Consider the following 17,067-nt stretch of genomic DNA (forward strand, 5'->3'; position numbering starts at 1 on the left):
AAAGAATGGCTAGAAAAACTCCTTTAGCAAGAATTAGAAATATCGGTATTGCTGCACATATTGATGCGGGTAAAACTACGACTTCAGAACGGATTCTCTTTTATACCGGTGTAAGCCATAAAATCGGTGAAGTGCACGATGGCGCAGCAACTATGGACTGGATGGAGCAAGAAAAAGAACGTGGGATTACCATTACTTCTGCAACTACAACTTGTTTTTGGAAAGACTATCAAATTAATCTTATTGACACTCCCGGACACGTTGATTTTACTATCGAGGTAGAACGTTCTATGCGTGTGCTTGATGGTGCTGTTGCGGTATTTTGCTCTGTGGGAGGTGTGCAGCCTCAAAGTGAAACCGTGTGGCGACAAGCAAACAAGTATGGTGTGCCTCGTATGGTGTTTGTGAACAAAATGGATAGAATCGGCGCAAATTTCTATAATGTAGAGAGCCAAATCAAGCAACGCCTAAAAGCTAACCCTGTGCCTATTAGTATCCCCATTGGTGCAGAGGAGAACTTTAAGGGTGTGGTTGATTTGATTCAAATGAAGGCTATCGTGTGGAATGATGAATCAATGGGTGCAAAATATGATATTGAGGATATTCCTGCTGAACTTATAGAAAAAGCAAATGAGTATAGAGAAAAGCTTGTAGAGGCTGCCGCAGAACAAGATGAAGCTTTGATGGAAAAATATCTTGGTGGTGAGGAGCTGAGTATCGAGGATATTAAAAAGGGTGTAAAGATTGGTTGTTTAAATATGAGTCTTATTCCTATGCTTTGTGGCTCAAGCTTTAAGAATAAAGGTGTGCAGACATTACTTGATGCGGTGGTTGATTTTCTCCCTGCACCTACTGAAGTGGCAGAAATCAAAGGTATTGACCCAAAAGATGAATCTGAACTTAGCGTAGAATCAAGCGATAATGGCGCGTTTGCAGGTTTGGCGTTTAAAATTATGACTGACCCATTTGTAGGGCAGCTAACCTTCGTCCGTGCATATCGTGGGAAGTTAGAATCTGGTAGCTATGTTCTAAACTCTACAAAAGGTAAAAAAGAGCGTGTAGGGCGACTTTTGAAAATGCATTCAAATAAACGCGAAGACATAAAAGAGATTTATGCGGGTGAGATTTGTGCTTTTGTAGGATTAAAAGATACAGTGACAGGTGATACGCTTTGTGATGAGAAGCAGCCTGTTATCTTGGAGAGAATGGACTTCCCAGAGCCAGTTATTCAAATTGCTGTAGAGCCAAAAACTAAGGCAGACCAAGAAAAAATGTCTATTGCACTAGGCAAACTTGCAGAGGAGGATCCTAGCTTTAGAGTAAGCACACACGAAGAAACAGGGCAAACACTTATTGGCGGTATGGGTGAATTACACTTAGAAATTATTGTTGATAGATTAAAGCGTGAGTTTAAGGTTGAGGCTGAAGTAGGTGAGCCACAAGTCGCTTTTAGAGAGACTATACGCACTGCCGTAGAGCAAGAGTGTAAATATGCAAAACAATCCGGTGGGCGTGGGCAATATGGACACGTGCATATTAGGCTTGAACCAAAAGAACCCGGTGAGGGCTATGAGTTTGTGAATAATATTAGTGGCGGTGTGATACCAAAAGAATATATTCCTGCTGTTGATAAAGGTATCCAAGAAGCAATGCAAAATGGTGTGCTCGCAGGCTATCCTGTCGTGGATTTTAAAGTAACACTTTATGATGGAAGCTATCACGATGTGGATTCATCTGAAATGGCATTTAAAATTGCTGGTTCTATGGCTTTTAAAGATGCTTGTCGTAAGGCAAATGCAGTATTATTAGAGCCTATGATGAAAGTCGAAGTGGAAGTCCCAGAGGAGTATATGGGTGATGTCATAGGAGACTTGAACAGGCGAAGAGGGCAAATTAACTCTATGGATGATCGTATGGGCTTAAAGATTGTAAATGCCTTTGTGCCTTTAGCTGAAATGTTTGGATACTCAACTGATTTACGTTCGGCTACACAAGGTAGAGGTACATATACAATGGAATTTGACCATTATGGCGAAGTACCAAACAATATTGCTAAAGAGATTATGGAAAAACGTAAAGGTTAATCATTTATTAGGTGAAGCTATAAGGAGTTAAAAAATGTTAAGATATATATTATTTGTGCTCTGCATTATTTTCGTTGCTTGCTCTAGTGACAATAAAGTAGAGCAAGCAGCAGATGAAACATCAGGCAATAAAGTAGAGGATAGAGTAGAAGATTCTCAAAAAGATATGCCTGAAGCAGATAAATCTCAAGCTCCCCAACAAACACTCCCAGCAGCTCAAAATAAGCCAGATGCAGCGGTACTTTATGCTAAATGTGCGGCTTGCCACGGTAAAGATGGTAAAAGTGTCGCACCCGGTAGTGTAGGCAATGTGCTTATTGCTTCTCTCAATAAAGCTCAAGTGGTAGAATCTCTTAAAGGATTCCGTGAGAGGACATTAAGCAAGGGAGGTAATTCTATAATTATGTATATGCAGGCAAAAAATCTAAGCGATGAGGATATTGACGCCTTAGCAACATATATCGACGCATTTTAGTGATTTTGCTTATTCATTTGTTTTATATTTCTCTTATCTCATAAAATCTTTGATTTATTCTTTTTAGAGAAAGTCCGCTATAGCTATGCTATTGCGGCATTATAACACATTACATTTGTTGGGTCTATTTGACTTATGACTTGCTTGGTTTCTAACAAATGAAGGTTTAAGCTAGATTCATATAGCTACGCTTATTCTCTTGTGGAATAAAGTGTTAGTAAATATCGCTAAATACTATATCTCGCATTATTCTATGGCTTGTTTCTCTCTTTTGCACATGAAGCCAATTTGTGAATATATATATTTACAGAACGAAGCTTTGCTTCAAGTATGAGTTTGTTTATCTTGTGGATTGTTCAGCACTTAGGGCTTTATAATTGAGAGAAGAAAACTGATATATTATATTTATGATTGTTATATAGTGATATGGTTTTTAGATGGGGCTAAAAATATAAGTATTTGAAATGTAAACCACGCATAAGTTAGTTTTACTTTGCTTATTCTTTAGCCAATCATTTATATATTATCCATTTTAAGCTCATATACGATAGGCAGCTCGATTTTTGTTGATATATTTAGGATAGGGAAATCATTTTGTGCTTTTCTAATAGCATTGAGTGCGGCGACATTAAAAGGATCGTGCGAGGGCTTCACAATCCGGATATCCGCCAACCTGCCATCTTTATAAATCACAAATTCTACTATCACTTCCCCCTCCAATCCACGTTTCCTAGCCATAGGTGGATATTTGTTTTTGCGCTCAATGGCACGTTTGATTTTAGAAAATAGCTCATCTTCGCTTCCATCTCTATAAGAGAGCGTCTGTATCACATCACCTTCCTCTGCTTTTTCATCAGGCTTTGCTTTGGGAGATTGAGCAGGAGGGATGACCTCTTCTTCTTTTTTGCTCAGTTTGCCATTTTCTTTGAGTATTTCTTTATGATAATGCCTTTTCTTGTGTGTGATAGGTTTGGGCTTTGGATTTTCTATATTTTCCTCATTAGAGGGATTTTGAAAAGTGGCTAGGGCAATGGTAGTGATATTATCACCACTTTGCTGCAACTCCATATTATTATGAAAAAAATCATAGAATGTTAAGGCAAGGGCAACGTGCAAAACAGCGCTAATAATGAATCCTGTGCGCATAGAAGTAGAGAATGATTTGTTGTTACATTGGGGATTGCTATTTGTTTTTGGTTGAGATACCGAAGTTTTCATGTCCCTTCTCCTTTAAAATATCAACGATTTGGATAAAACTCTCAAATTTTGAATCCTTATCGCTTTTGAGTTGAATAAGCGTTTTATTATCAATACTGCTCAGTTCCGTCTTAAGCGATTGTATATCAATAGGCTTATCATTAAAATAAATAATGTTGTTATTATCAATGGCAATCACAATAGGTTTTTCTTCCTTGTTTTGCTGATTTTGACTTGCATAGGGCAGTTCGACTTTGATTTGCCCTTGTGCGATGAAAGTCGATATACTTAGCACAATGGCTAAAAGCACTAGCATCACATCAATGAAAGGAACGATGTTTAAGCCGTCTTTTTTAGGAATCCTCATTCTCTAACCTTGTTTTGCTTATTTTTGTAAAAGTTTGTAGCGGTTAAGCTCCACGTCCATTTTACGCACGAAGCAGTTATAGACAATCAAGGTAGGGATTGCCACTAGTAAGCCAAGAGCTGTCGCTTTAAGCGCAGTGGATAAGCCTACCATAATACTTTGAGCGTCCATTCCACCACTCATACCCATATCATAGAAGGTAATCATAATCCCAATAACAGTGCCTAAAAGCCCTACATAGGGTGCATTGGAGTAAATAATATAAAGTGCAGTGAGATTCTTGCTCAAGGCTTCTTCTAGCAATTCTTCATTAGGATAATCGTTAAGATTTATACGTATATAAAAAATCAATCTCTCACAGCTAAACCATAGGCTTAAAAAGCTCATTAAGCCCAATGTAGCGAAAATTATATGGTCTATATTACCTTTAAGAAATTCCATTTTTATAATGCTCCCTTATATGCCAATTCTATTTTGTAATATTATAAAAATCATTCTTAAGATAACTTTATATTTTTCTTTAATTTCACTTAGTGTTTGGAAATTGGGTTTGAAAGGTTAAATAAAAATGTATAAGCACGACTTTTGCGCAGTAGTGATATTTTATACTTGATATAAAATTGTTGTAACAAAAAACTCTTTGCTATTTTAAGATTTTTGCCCACTCTTTGTATTTTTATTGCAAAAAGATTTTTATTTAAGATTTTTTTTGATGCAATCAAAATCTTTTAAAGAGTTCAAAATTAAACAAGCAAGGCAGATTCAAAAGAACTGCAAACCTTTTATTAAAAAACCAAAAGGAGGGATAATGAACGATAACAATGTAGATTCTAAAGCTGTGTTACAAGCACTTTTTGAAAAGTATAAAAGTGGGGCGAGTGAGGGTGGAATTGGCAATGTGATAATGAATGCAGCTTTAAATACTGGAGATTGTGTTGTTGCGACTTTGAGAAAAGCTGGGTTAAGAATAGCACAAGAGCACAAACAAAGGGTTTTACAAGTTTTTAGATGTGTCTCATAAAGATAAAATACCTTTGGCATTAAGGTAACAAATGTCGCCCCTGGATTGTTCCGCACAAACTTCTATCAAAGCGGAAAATGGGGCATTACGCCCGAGATTCCTATTCAAGATTATGACGCACACAAATAGCAAGAATCTTTTGTAGAAAATGCCTTGAAAAACGAACAGCCCGGCAACCTTGCAAAATTTGTAGATTTGATTGTGCAGGTTGCAAATGTTTCTAACTCTCTACTACATTTGCCTATTAGAGAGATGCAATCTCTGGTGTGGAGGATTCTAATTCTAAGTTTCAAAGCGATATAAAAGTTTGGAAATCAAAGGCTGTGCAAATACAATTTGATTAAATTTGTTCCCCCCTCCCCTTGACAAATACTAGGTGTCAGGTTTTATAATTTTACAATGTATTTTTATATCACAAAAGGAGAACAGATGCAAAAATTCATTGCTATGGCTTTGGTTGCAACTTTAGGTTGCGTAAATATCGCTTATACAAAGGAGGCAAAAATGCAAAAAACGCAAGAAGTGGTAAAAGCGGGTAGTCTTGGAGGATTTAAAGGAGATTCTAAAATCTTTAGTGGTGAAGTGAATGTAAAAATGCTTTTTAAAAGTGGAGATTATCGTAATTTTAGTGGCGCAGAAGTTATCTTTAGCCCAAAGGCTAGGACAGCGTGGCATACTCACCCTGCAGGACAGACACTCATTGTTACGCAAGGCACGATTTATACAGGCACAAAACAGGGAATCACACAAATTGCAAAGGTTGGCGATGTGGTGCTTTGCCCCTCTGATGTAGAGCATTGGCACGGAGCAGGTTTGAAAGAGAAGGGCGTGCATATTGCACTTACACACGAAAAAAATGGCAAGAATGTTACTTGGTTAGAGCTTTTGAGTGATGCCGAATATGAGGGCTACATCAAGGAAGCAGAAAGTAAAGCGAAGAAGTAGCTAAGTCTTATTCTTACAAGAAATTCTGCATTAAGCGATAGATAAGATTCTAAGCTTAAATTGTTAGCTTTGTAGATATTCTTGTAGGGCATAGGCTTCATTCATATTGCTATTTTGTATTTCTTTAATTGCTTCAATTGCTACACGTGCGGCAGAGAGTGTTGTAAAATATGGAATTGAGTTTTTAATAATCTGCGTGTGAATAAGAAGTGTATCGCCTTTGTTTGAGCGATGATCGCTTGTATTAATAGCAAGGGCGATTTGATTATGTGCCATCTTATTAGTGATATTTAGGCGTTTCTCACTTAACTTTTGGAATCTGTGAGGATTCATATTGTTTTCACAAAGTGCTCGATAAGTTGTAATCCCTCGTGTAAAATCAAAGTGAGAGATTTGACTTTGATTTCAAACATTAAATTTAAGTAAGTTTTAACAATCCCTAGCTACAAAAACTAACCTTTAAATCTTATCTCCCCCAGCCCTTATAAAAAGCCTTTAAATCCCTCATACGACAAAATAACACCACTAAGCCTTTTAAATCTTTTAACACCCACCACGCGCATTAAAACATCTTTAAAAGGTCCCTTAAAATCCCATTTTCTTACGTTTCATCACTTTTTCTCATCTTTGTGCCACTCTCACTCTCGCATTTATTGCAATCGCTTATTTATTATAAAATCTTGCTTTGGGCAAGTAAATTGCCCTTCGCGCTTAAACTTACTCTCTACGGAGGGGCGAGAGGCATATCTTTGAATCGGGGAGTGGGCAATAAAAGCTGGAATGCTCTTTAGATAGAAACAAGAGCAAAAGGACACGCTTATGATTATTGGTGTATTCATCATTTACTTTAATTTCACACTTCTTTTTCTTAATATTTTTCAGCTACAATTTTTCAGTAAATTTGCTAAAGGAAAATCAATGAAAGCTAGCATTATCCGCTTTAGCGTATCTCTACCGCAGAATCTGCTTGATAAACTTGATGAGCGTCTCACGCATAAGGGTTATTCCTCACGCTCGGAGCTTGTACGCGATATGATACGTGAGAAACTAAATGAGGAAGTGTGGAGCAGTGGTGCTGAAGATACGCAAGGTGTGGCTGTTTTGACTATTATATATGACCATCATCAGCGTGAGCTCAATCAAAGAATCATTGACATTCAGCATACTAATACGCATAATGGCAATGTGGAGATTCTATGCAATACGCACGTGCATTTAGATCATCATAATTGCCTTGAGACGATTATTCTACGCGGCAAGGGAAGCAATATTGAGAATCTTAGCATTGAGATTGGCGGATTAAAGGGTGTGAAGTTTTCCAAGCTCACACGTGCGAGTCGCTTTGAATAATCCTCCCTCTAGCTTTGTGGCAATCTATGGCGGAAGCTTTGATCCACTGCATAAGGCACATAGTGAGATTATCCGCCTCCTCTGCGAAGATTCGCTTTTTTGGCATATTATCCTTTTGCCAAATTATGCTAATCCTCTTAAGCCGCCACCTCTTTTTAGTGCTTTAGAGCGGCTTAAGATGTGCCAAATAATGGCTAATGCGTATAATGCTAGGTATTCCTCGCTTACTTCTCTGCCTAAGGTGGCGGTAAGCGATTATGAAGTGGGACAAAATAAACCTGTTTTTAGTGTGCAGAGCATTGGGGTGATTGAAGCGCAAATGAGGCAGACTTATCCTCACGCGCAGTTTGCCTTTGTGCTAGGGAGCGATAGTTTTGCCTCTTTGGCACAATGGAATCAACCTCAAAAGCTATGTAAAATGGTGCAATTTGTGCTTATTCATCGTAAATTGCTACATAATCCACAATATCCACAATCGCTCAAAAATCCTTTGCCACAAAGCCACACAGAGTCTATAGATGAGTGTAAAATGCCTTTAAAAGCTAAGATTCTAAAACATTTTTCTTTGGGTGCGTTTGATGCATTCTCATCAAGTAAGGTGCGATATTTGCTAGAAAATGCACGCACACAAGCAGCCCTAGAGATGATACCTACAAACATTCATAGCATTATCAAGACACATTTTCAGCTATAATATTACTTATTTTTTCTTTAAGGAGATAGATTGCAGACACATTTAGAGAATCTTCAGGCGAGGATTGAGCGTATTAGCACACTTTTAGCAGACAAAAAGGGTGAGGACATCGAGGTTTTTGACTTAAGAGGCAAGGATTATATCGTAGATAATGTCATTATTGTAACAGCAATGATAGGCAAACACGCCTTTGCTTTGCTTGATTATCTAAAGAGTGAGTTAAAGCCTAAGGGTGAGGTATTTTATGCTACAGAGGAGGAAAGCGAAGATTGGGTAATAGCGGATTTAGGAGATATAATGATCCATATTTTTACGCCTAATCATCGCAAGAAATTTAACCTTGAAGAGTTTTTAAGCACATTGGGGAAAGCTCAAACTCCCGCATTTTCATCATAGCTCAAAGACATTTAAGAATCTTTTTGCCCTCTCACTTTTTGGTGTGCTAAAAAATATATCGGGTGTAGATTCTTCCACGCATTTACCTTCATCAAAAAAGCAGATTCTATCGGCGACTTTTTGCGCAAAACGCATTTCGTGGGTTACAATAAGCATTGTCATACCCTCTTTAGCAAGTTCTAATATTACTTCAAGCACCTCTTTTACCATCTCTGGGTCAAGTGAGGCGGTTACTTCATCAAAAAGCATTATTTCAGGATTCATACATAACGCACGCACAATCGCCACACGTTGCTTTTGCCCTCCGCTTAGCTCTCTAGGCTGTGTGTTACTTTTATGTGCTAGTCCTACACGATTGAGTAGAGATGTCGCTTGAGCCATTGCTTCATTTTTATTACGCTTTTGCACTTTGAGCGGACCTAAAAGGATATTATCTATCACGCTCATATGCGGGAATAAATCATAACCTTGAAACACCATACCAATGCGTTGGCGGATTTTGCTCCATTTGGTTTTATTATGATTTATAATCTCTCCATTGAGTAGGATTTCACCGCTTTGGGTAGATTCTAAGCCATTAATGCAACGTAAAAAAGTGCTTTTACCGCAGCCACTTGCCCCGAGTATGACCACCACCTCGCCCTTTTGCACCTCCATAGAAATATCATCTAGCACAAAATGTGTGCCATCATAGGTTTTTTTCAAATGGCTAATGCGAAGCAATGGCTGTGTCATTGGTATTTTTTCTCCAAGATTCTACTAAGATATGAAAGCGGATAGCATAGCACAAAATACGTGCAAAAAATCCCTCCATATACCCAAAAACTAGCATGTGGATTAGATTTATTAAGCTCAATAATCTGCTGTCCCACTTTGAGTAAATCCACTGCGCCAATTAAGGCAACAAGCGAAGTAGTTTTAATCATACGCGTAAAGAGTGAGATAATAGAGGGCAAAAGTCGCAAAAAGGCTTGAGGGAGGATAATATAAAGTGTGATTTGCCATTGTAGTAGTCCTAATGCCCTGCCGCTCTCACTTTGATGTTTGGGCAAGGAAGTGATAGCCCCTCGCACTAAATCCCCCACTTCAGCCACCCCCCATAAGCTAAAGACAATAATCGCACTTGTAATAGCACTCAAATTCACATTAAAGACTTGTGCTATGCCAAAGAATACAATAAAAAGCCACGCAAGAATGGGGATAATCCGCACAGATTCTAAATAGAATCTGCAAACCCCACGCATAAGTAGATTTCCCCATACCATCATAAAGCCAAGCAATAATCCACCAAGCAAGGCTAAGACAATAGATATAAGTGCGATTTGCAATGTGAGTAAGACACCTTGAGCTAATCTTAGAGCGTTTGAGCCTATGAAAAAGATTTCCATTATAGCACTCGCTTTTTATAGAATCTCTCTAAGAGCGAAAAGGCGATTGATAGTGGCAATAGCACGATAAGATAGCAGCAAATAAGCATCACAAGAGCTTCACTTGTCTTGTAGTAGTTTGTGATAATATCTTTAGCTACAAACATAATATCCGCAAGGGCAATCACACTTACCACAGAGGTTTCTTTAAGGAGAAATATCACATTCGCACACACAGAGGGTAGGGCGACACTTAAGGATTGAGGCAAAATCACGTAAAACATCATTTGATGAGGTTGCAAACCTATGCTTTGAGCGGCTTCAATCTGTGTGCGATGGATAGATTCTAGCCCCGTGCGGAAGCTCTCACACATATATCCCCCACCTAAAAATGCCAAACCTGTAATAGCACAGGTGTATTCGCTAAGATTCACATCAATCACGCTATGCAGCCCATAGTAAAGAAAAAAGAGCTGGATAAGCAGGGGGGTATTACGCGCTAATTCTACATACAATCCCACAAGTGGGCTTAGAAATTGCAATTTTAAAAACAAAATCCACGCCCCAATAAAGCCAATAAGGAGTGAGAGCAAAATACCAAAAAAAGAAATGTAGAGTGTAAGGGAGAGAGCCTTGCTAAAAAGCGGCACACATTGATACATAAAATCAAAATCTAGCATACGCTTCCCCTAAAATTCTTTACAATCTTTATGAAAATATCGCACTATTATATAGAGAGTTGTTAAATTATGCACTAAGCTTAAATCTAAGCTATAATGCAAAGCCAATAATTGCACGTTAAGGAAAATAATGTCTATCCATACTTATCATACTCACCCATTTTCGCCCGTATTTGATAAGCATTCAAAAGTGCTGATTCTAGGCTCTTTTCCCTCTATTATCTCGCGTGATGAGGGATTTTACTATGCTCATAGCCGCAATCGCTTTTGGCAGATTCTAAGCTATTTGTTTGAAAGCGATATTACAAAAGGTAGCGTAGAATCTAAGAAGCAATTTTTGCTTACCCATCATATCGCATTATGGGATATAGTGAGTGAGTGTAGCATAGCTCATTCAAGTGATGCGAGTTTGAAATGTGCGAAGTTTAATGATTTGGATGTGATTTTAAGCCAAGCGGATATTGGGGCTATTTTTTGCAATGGGCGCAAGGCTTATACGCTTTTTACAGATTTTGCAAGTATGCAGCCGCATTTTTGCATACAATCTTTTCTATTACCCTCTTCAAGCCCTGCTAACGCACGATACAGCCTTGAAAAGCTCCTTTGTGAATGGGAAATAGTGCGAGATTATGTAAAAGCATAGAATTTGTATTTTGTATAATGATAATATAAGTGAGATATGAAATAATCCATATAATGCACAATCTCATAATGCTAAAAGCGTAGCTGTATGATTTCTGCAATGAGGATTTTAACCCCCATTTTTTGCCTATGGAGGGGGTATATCTATAAGGTAGGAGAAACCTTACAAGATTAGCAAGTAAGAATATCCTCTGAGCGTAGAATATAGAGAGCTTCACAAGAGATTAAGCTTTCTTATTAAGCTTAACAAGCTGGGTATGAATATCTATAAAAAGGAAAAGGGTGTAGTAGAGCAAAACCACGAGTGGCAATCCCAAAACGATTATTCCCAAACCAACCAAGAAGCCTTCACCAAAAGGACTGAAAATCGATAACAGACCTGCAGCGATGACAGCGATAAGACAAAAGATATAAGATAGCTTAACGATGAAGCCTCCAACTTTAAGTGTAATTTCTACCATAAGAACTCCTTAAGAAAAATATAATGTCAAAAGACGCGCTAGTGTATCAAAAAAAAAAAAAAATAAATGAAGCAAAATATAGACAAAAGAGTGGAAAATATGCAAGTAGGATTGCTCTCATTTCTAAGATTTTGTGGTGATGCATCGCAATAGCAAAAGCATAGTAGAATCTAAACATTTACAACCCACCTGCAAGTATGAACTAGCACTCTGTGTGAGAATATGCTTAGCACAAAAACTCATTTAATAAGCCAACTTCAAATCTCACAAATTCGCTCAATACACCAAGATTATTGCACGTATTGGGTCAAAACGCCAATAGGCAAATTGATAGAGTTTTACGCTTACACTATAGCTTTGCTTTACACCAAGCCCATTTTATATAAAATTCCAAGATGGTTACACGCCTTAAGCACCCTACCATCACAAGCAAGTTTGTAAATAGCGAAATGCTCTGCTTGCTGCATTACTCTGCGTATAGTTTTGCAGAGAGTGGCTAACCTCATAGCACAAGCAGAGCTTAATCTCCTGCTAAAGACTAGGCAGTAATTTATAGCAATGCTTAAAAAAATTCCTTTATAAGCAGTTGCAAGGAGAGAAGAAAAGAGGTGCATATCACAAGAGGACGAATGATCTTTGCCCCGTGCTTAATGACAATTTTTGCTCCTAGACTTGCTCCTATGATTTGTCCTATACACATAACCATACTAAGAAGCCACAGCACATTGCCACCTATGATAAAAATAAGTGTAGAAGCGATATTAATGCTAAAGACTATCCAGCGCGAATGTGCTACTGCTTTACTTAAGCCATAACCAGCAATACTAACAAGTATGGCTAAAACAAATGAGCCTATGCCCACACCGAGAAGCCCTCCATAGAATCCTGCTCCAATAGTGCTTGCATAGACTAGTAATTTGTGTGGTTTTTGTGTCCTATCCTCATCGCTAATATGCTTTGAGAGCAAAAAATATCCCCCTATGATTATCATAGCAAAGGGTAGGATTTTCGATAAGAGGTTGAGTTCGATATATTGCACACTTATTGCCCCAAGGGCTGCAAAAATCATTGCAATACCCATTAAGATTCTGCTTTGGGATATATCTACCAAACCTTGATGATAATAATGTACTGCACTTGTAAAAGAGCCTACACAGGCTTGAATCTTATTAACCGCAAGAGCAACGAGTGGATTTAACCCACTAAGGAGAAGCAAAGGCATAGTTATCATTCCTGCACCACCTGAGATTGAGCCTACAAGCCCACCAATAATAGAAGCAAGAAATAAAATAATATACCAATGTATGGTTATAGTGTCATAAAAAGATGTCATTATATCAGGCATAAGGGCTCCATTTGAATTAAAAATATGGATTGATATAAACAATCATTCTATATTTTTTATTAAAATGAGTTGAAGCAAACTTATATTTTAGTGCAGGATATTATTTTGCCTTTTACTTTCCCATTTTTTGTAATTTGTGTTTCATTATTTAGAGACTCATAGGCACAAACAGAATCTAAACCTTCAAAACTCACTTGATAGACAAGACAACATCTTAGCTTATAAATGTGTCCTTTAGGTGCAACAAAAAGCTTTGCTTTGAGTTGCAAGAGCCTTGCAGCACAAAGTGTAGTAGCAAGGGCATAATAGAATCTCAGCACTTTGTACTTTTGATTGGGTATTCTTATTTGATTTATGTGATTATGCCTTCTAATTCAAACATATTTATGATGTCATAAATATTGTCAATTTTACCACCCATTATCGTGTACAGCCCTTTTAAATCATTGTCTTTGACAAATACAATCGGTCTGCCATCATCGATTTCATTTTTGATTTGCAATGTTTTCACCTCATAGAGAGATTCTTTATAGATTAAATCTTGTAGCAATGGCATATATCGCACACAATCTGCCTGCATTAGCCGAAAATGGCTTGTTGGATTGCGCAAAAAAGCAGAGAGCATAGTGTAGGGGTCATCTTTGCTTTCATAGGCATTCCAAGCTATATGTGGTGTATAGCGCACGTGGCTTAAGCTATAACAATTCCTCGCAGGAAATGGCATAAGCGAAAAGAATGAGCCATCCATTAAGGTAATGGAGAGATTGCCAAGAGGCGGAGGGACATCAACCAATGCCATTTCTGTGATTTCATATTTAAGAGGGAGCGATTGAATATGTGAGCGATGAAGCAAGGTATTGATACCCGCATAAGTGCAGTTAAAGACAAGTGGCGCATAGAAATGCACTTTTTGGGTTTGCCGCAAGGTGTGAATGGCTATGAGATGTTGCATTTTATGCAGTGAGGTTGCTTGTGTAGATAAGGCGGTGTGAATCTTAGAATCTCCAATCTTTGCTTGAAGCATTTTGCGTAAAATATCTGCATTAAAGACATATTCTCGCACGGCAAATACATCGCTCACAAGGCTAGGGTTAAACATCGCTTTGATATGTATGGGAGCAGATTCTATAAAAATATCAAATTGCTTAAAAAGTCTGTAAAATTGTGTAGCGCTGGTTTTTGAGCCAATTTTTGCAATCGCATAATACTTAGTAAAATCATCTTTGATAGCAGGGGCAAATTCCGTGCAGAATCTTTTAAAGGCTCTTGCGCTGCTAAGGGCGGTATTAAGACTTCTAGGATAGTGGTAGCCATTATGCACTCGCGCTTGATTATGAAAAGACGCTCTAAGGAGTAAATGAGATTCTTGCTCTATAATCAGCACTTTTTGATATTTGCGCTTGAGTTGCAGGGCTAAGTATGCCCCATAGAATCCACCGCCAATAACGATACAATCATAATGTTGGCACATTATGAGCCTTGAAATGTAGCTATGAGATTGCTTCTATCCATTAGCTCTAAGACTTGTTTGCATAATTGCAGATGTGATGTATAAAATGCCCTATCATTGAGTGCTTGATGAAAATATTGAAGACTTAGAGAGAGATTGTTTTTTTCATCAAATACGGGGAGATTCACATTTGTGAGCAAAGGAGAGACACTAAATGGAACGGGGGAGAGCATATCTACTTGGAGTTGGCATTCGTCTGTGTGAAATTGTATGATACGTGCCTTAGTGTTATGAAGTAAGGAGCAATCAAGCCTAATATGTATAGGACTGCCTTTGTGAGAAGATTCTATATCGATGCAGACACTTTGCTTGTCTTTATCACAAAAGATACTGCGAGTGGGCAAAAGATACTCTAAGATACCTTTTTGGCACATTTGAGCTAGGATACTTAAATAATGCACCCCTAATACTTCTATAACACTTTCATCTTCATAGAATGCCCCATATTGTGTGAGCGTGGCGTGAATGGATTGTAAATGCCCCCGATTTGAGGCAAGAAAATCTAAGGCATATCGTATAGAACGCGAAAAGGTATAAATATAGTCTGTAAAAATGATATGCTTAGTGTGTTGAGCGATGGATAGGAGTGATTCAAATACTGATAATGTAGGTGTAGTGGGCTTTTCTACAAAGACATCGCAATCACATTCTAATGCAATTTTGCAAAGTGAAAAATGCGCTTTAAGTGGCGTAGCAATAAAGGCTACATCGGCTTCTTGCAGGGCTTGTATTAAATCATTTTCTCTATAATCCTTCCCAAAAATAGCAATAAGTTGATAATCTTTGTAAATATAGTTTTGAAGAATGCTCCCCCAATATCCTTTCCCGATTAAAACAGCCTTTTTGCGCATATTATCCCCTCTTATCCCTATATCGCTTAAGCCATAATTGCCATATTTGATATAAATAAATGCGTGAGAGGCTTAGAATCTTTACTTTTGAATGTGTGGGTTCATCGTCCCATTTTACAGGGATTTCCTCTATTTTAATGCCTTGTTGCTCCGCGATTATAAGTATTTGAGCGCAATAAAACCAGCTTGTATCTTCATTGCAATGTGCTACTAAATGCTGAGCGATAGAGGCTTGGTAGAATTTAAACCCGCACATCGCATCGCTAAATGTAGTCTTTAATACGCATTGTAGCAAGACATTAAGCATACGTGAGAGTATCTCGCGCTTCTTGCTTCTACCAGATACTTGAGAATCTTGTAAGAGTCTCGATCCTACTACGATATTTGCGCCATTGCATAAACGCTCATATACTTCGCATAAATGTTGCAAATCTGTGGATAAATCAATATCCATATAGCCTATGAAGGCACAAGGATTGCTTCTTGTTGCATTATGCTTGATAGCAGCGCGTAAGCTTAGACCTACGCCTTTTTGCTCTAAGCGGATATATTCAAGCCTTGAGCTTATTTGTGAATCTAAAGCAGGGCTATTAAATCTCTTACATAAAGATTGTGCCAAAATAGGAGTACTATCGCTTGAGCCATTATCGACAATGCTAAGAATATGTGGAATCTTGTGCGTTTGTAAAAAGCGCAGAGTTTCTTCTATGCCCTTTTGTAGACGTTTTTCCTCATTGAGCACGGGGATTATGATATTAAGAGTGTGATTCATAGGGGATTCCTTTGGATATTATTATCTTTAAAATCAATCACTACCGAGCTTTGCTCATTGATGATTTCATAGGGCGCGCTGCCTTTTAAACGCAAAAGTATGATGCGTATGTATTCTCCTATGATGGAAAGCATAAGGAATAAGCCGATATTCATACTCACTAAATACAGCGATGTAGAAGTCCAGCCTTGTGAAATATGTGGCATAAAGATATATGAGGCAAGGATATAGAGTGCGTATATGATATTGACAAGAGCAAAGAGGAGACAGAGGCAAGTGCCAAATCGCAGGAGTTTGTAAGATTGCCCTATGATAATATCAAGCCCAATATTTAGAGATTCTACAAAATTTCTATGCGGGATATACATAGGCGTGTAGGGATATTGATACATTTTAAGGGCTTTGTCAAAATGTGTGATTTTAAGGAGTTTAATATCATCTTGTGTATGCAAAAGAGAGTGAATGCACTTGCGTGAGAGAGCGCAAAACTCGCTGTAGTGCTCTTTTTTCCCGCTATGGGTAAGGATATGCAATGTGTTATAAAAGATTTTTGCACCTATTTTTTGCATAAGACTACGTGGCTTAGAGCGAGCAATGCCAATGACTAAATCATATTCTTTGCATATATGAAGCATATTGAGCGCATCTTGAATAGAATCTGTGGCTAAATCCATAAAAAGCAGATAATCCCCAATGCAATGCTGTAAAAAGATTTCATATTTGATTGTACCGATATGCTTATAATCTCCAGCGGGTGTGGAAATCTCTAAGATTCTAATATTGGGAATAGAGGAGGTGATATAAGTTAAATAATCTTGCGATGAGCTAAAGCAAGGAGTATCTACAAAAGTGTTTTGCAGCACAGATGTGTGAGATATGTCTTGAGATGTCTCTTTTCTAGCGGGGGGGG

21 protein-coding genes are annotated in these 17,067 nt (G+C 38.0%); 8 read left to right on the forward strand and 13 right to left on the reverse strand.

Translation table 11 applies throughout. From position 1 onward, the window contains the following. Window positions 1-5 precede the first annotated feature (5 nt). Complete coding sequence (fusA, locus tag QZ289_RS03375) at window positions 6-2,084, forward strand: elongation factor G (RefSeq protein WP_295699184.1); 2,079 nt, start codon at window positions 6-8, stop codon at window positions 2,082-2,084. A gap of 34 nt (window positions 2,085-2,118) precedes the next feature. Beyond that, window positions 2,119-2,559: a c-type cytochrome gene (locus tag QZ289_RS03380; protein WP_295699186.1), complete on the forward strand. Its 441-nt coding sequence runs from the start codon at window positions 2,119-2,121 to the stop codon at window positions 2,557-2,559. Between the two features lie 516 nt (window positions 2,560-3,075). Here the strand turns inward: QZ289_RS03380 and QZ289_RS03385 are convergent. From QZ289_RS03385 to exbB, 3 genes are read right to left on the reverse strand one after another with little or no spacing between them, the layout of a single operon-like run. After that, window positions 3,076-3,777, reverse strand: a complete 702-nt coding sequence (locus QZ289_RS03385) for an energy transducer TonB (protein ID WP_295699189.1) — start codon at window positions 3,775-3,777, stop codon at window positions 3,076-3,078. Continuing rightward, entirely contained in the window at window positions 3,743-4,123 is a 381-nt protein-coding gene (gene exbD, locus QZ289_RS03390; protein WP_295699191.1) for a TonB system transport protein ExbD, read from the reverse strand. Before exbD ends, QZ289_RS03385 begins: the two co-directional genes overlap by 35 nt. Before the next feature lie 18 nt (window positions 4,124-4,141). After that, window positions 4,142-4,564 carry a TonB-system energizer ExbB gene (exbB, locus tag QZ289_RS03395; protein ID WP_295699192.1) on the reverse strand — a complete coding sequence of 141 codons (423 nt, stop codon included), beginning with the start codon at window positions 4,562-4,564 and terminating at the stop codon, window positions 4,142-4,144. Between the two features lie 367 nt (window positions 4,565-4,931). On the opposite strand from exbB, the gene QZ289_RS03400 reads away from it, so the two are divergent. Further along, a complete protein-coding gene (locus QZ289_RS03400; RefSeq protein ID WP_295699194.1) occupies window positions 4,932-5,144 on the forward strand; it encodes a hypothetical protein in 213 nt (70 codons plus the stop codon). Between the two features lie 504 nt (window positions 5,145-5,648). After that, the gene (locus QZ289_RS03405) at window positions 5,649-6,089 is read left to right on the forward strand and encodes a cupin domain-containing protein (protein WP_295699228.1); all 441 of its coding nucleotides are present in this window, start codon (window positions 5,649-5,651) and stop codon (window positions 6,087-6,089) included. A gap of 63 nt (window positions 6,090-6,152) precedes the next feature. On the opposite strand, the gene QZ289_RS03410 is transcribed toward QZ289_RS03405, so the two are convergent. Continuing rightward, window positions 6,153-6,482, reverse strand: coding sequence for a hypothetical protein (locus tag QZ289_RS03410; RefSeq protein WP_363322765.1), 330 nt, complete (start codon window positions 6,480-6,482; stop codon window positions 6,153-6,155). Between the two features lie 525 nt (window positions 6,483-7,007). Between QZ289_RS03410 and nikR the strand changes: the two genes are divergently transcribed. Genes nikR through rsfS form a run of 3 tightly spaced genes read left to right on the forward strand, consistent with a single transcriptional unit; the run spans window position 7,008 to window position 8,529 of the window. Then, window positions 7,008-7,439: a nickel-responsive transcriptional regulator NikR gene (gene nikR / locus QZ289_RS03415; RefSeq protein WP_295699196.1), complete on the forward strand. Its 432-nt coding sequence runs from the start codon at window positions 7,008-7,010 to the stop codon at window positions 7,437-7,439. After that, window positions 7,432-8,133, forward strand: coding sequence for a nicotinate-nicotinamide nucleotide adenylyltransferase (locus QZ289_RS03420; RefSeq protein WP_295699198.1), 702 nt, complete (start codon window positions 7,432-7,434; stop codon window positions 8,131-8,133). Before nikR ends, QZ289_RS03420 begins: the two co-directional genes overlap by 8 nt. A 30-nt stretch (window positions 8,134-8,163) precedes the next feature. Further along, a complete protein-coding gene (gene rsfS, locus QZ289_RS03425) occupies window positions 8,164-8,529 on the forward strand; it encodes a ribosome silencing factor (RefSeq protein ID WP_295699201.1) in 366 nt (121 codons plus the stop codon). On the opposite strand, the gene QZ289_RS03430 is transcribed toward rsfS, so the two are convergent. From QZ289_RS03430 to QZ289_RS03440, 3 genes are read right to left on the reverse strand one after another with little or no spacing between them, the layout of a single operon-like run. After that, window positions 8,524-9,264, reverse strand: a complete 741-nt coding sequence (locus QZ289_RS03430) for an amino acid ABC transporter ATP-binding protein (protein WP_295699204.1) — start codon at window positions 9,262-9,264, stop codon at window positions 8,524-8,526. The two genes, rsfS and QZ289_RS03430, sit on opposite strands and share 6 nt — an antisense overlap. Further along, window positions 9,261-9,917 (reverse strand): amino acid ABC transporter permease, encoded by a 657-nt coding sequence (locus QZ289_RS03435; RefSeq protein WP_295699205.1) that lies wholly within the window; start codon window positions 9,915-9,917, stop codon window positions 9,261-9,263. Before QZ289_RS03435 ends, QZ289_RS03430 begins: the two co-directional genes overlap by 4 nt. Next, a complete protein-coding gene (locus QZ289_RS03440) occupies window positions 9,917-10,576 on the reverse strand; it encodes an amino acid ABC transporter permease (RefSeq protein ID WP_295699207.1) in 660 nt (219 codons plus the stop codon). The genes QZ289_RS03435 and QZ289_RS03440 overlap by 1 nt, the downstream gene beginning before the upstream one ends. A 136-nt stretch (window positions 10,577-10,712) precedes the next feature. On the opposite strand from QZ289_RS03440, the gene QZ289_RS03445 reads away from it, so the two are divergent. Beyond that, the gene (locus tag QZ289_RS03445; protein WP_295699232.1) at window positions 10,713-11,219 is read left to right on the forward strand and encodes a DNA-deoxyinosine glycosylase; all 507 of its coding nucleotides are present in this window, start codon (window positions 10,713-10,715) and stop codon (window positions 11,217-11,219) included. 223 nt (window positions 11,220-11,442) lie between these two features. Here the strand turns inward: QZ289_RS03445 and QZ289_RS03450 are convergent, their stop codons facing one another. The 6 genes from QZ289_RS03450 to QZ289_RS03475 all read right to left on the reverse strand — a co-directional run. Then, on the reverse strand, window positions 11,443-11,679 hold the full coding sequence (locus tag QZ289_RS03450; RefSeq protein WP_295699209.1) for a hypothetical protein: 237 nt from the start codon (window positions 11,677-11,679) through the stop codon (window positions 11,443-11,445). Window positions 11,680-12,241: 562 nt separating this feature from the next. Continuing rightward, window positions 12,242-13,024, reverse strand: coding sequence for a TSUP family transporter (locus tag QZ289_RS03455; RefSeq protein WP_295699210.1), 783 nt, complete (start codon window positions 13,022-13,024; stop codon window positions 12,242-12,244). A gap of 352 nt (window positions 13,025-13,376) precedes the next feature. Continuing rightward, window positions 13,377-14,495, reverse strand: a complete 1,119-nt coding sequence (locus QZ289_RS03460; protein WP_295699213.1) for an FAD-dependent oxidoreductase — start codon at window positions 14,493-14,495, stop codon at window positions 13,377-13,379. Beyond that, window positions 14,495-15,385 carry a Gfo/Idh/MocA family oxidoreductase gene (locus QZ289_RS03465; protein WP_295699214.1) on the reverse strand — a complete coding sequence of 297 codons (891 nt, stop codon included), beginning with the start codon at window positions 15,383-15,385 and terminating at the stop codon, window positions 14,495-14,497. Before QZ289_RS03465 ends, QZ289_RS03460 begins: the two co-directional genes overlap by 1 nt. A gap of 1 nt (window position 15,386) precedes the next feature. After that, window positions 15,387-16,157 carry a glycosyltransferase gene (locus tag QZ289_RS03470; protein WP_295699217.1) on the reverse strand — a complete coding sequence of 257 codons (771 nt, stop codon included), beginning with the start codon at window positions 16,155-16,157 and terminating at the stop codon, window positions 15,387-15,389. Next, on the reverse strand, window positions 16,154-17,067 hold a 914-nt coding region (locus QZ289_RS03475; RefSeq protein ID WP_367260612.1), incomplete at its 5' end, for a hypothetical protein. The genes QZ289_RS03475 and QZ289_RS03470, both read right to left, overlap by 4 nt.

The organism is uncultured Helicobacter sp., assembly GCF_910577135.1.
Lineage (GTDB): Bacteria > Campylobacterota > Campylobacteria > Campylobacterales > Helicobacteraceae > Helicobacter_C > Helicobacter_C mastomyrinus.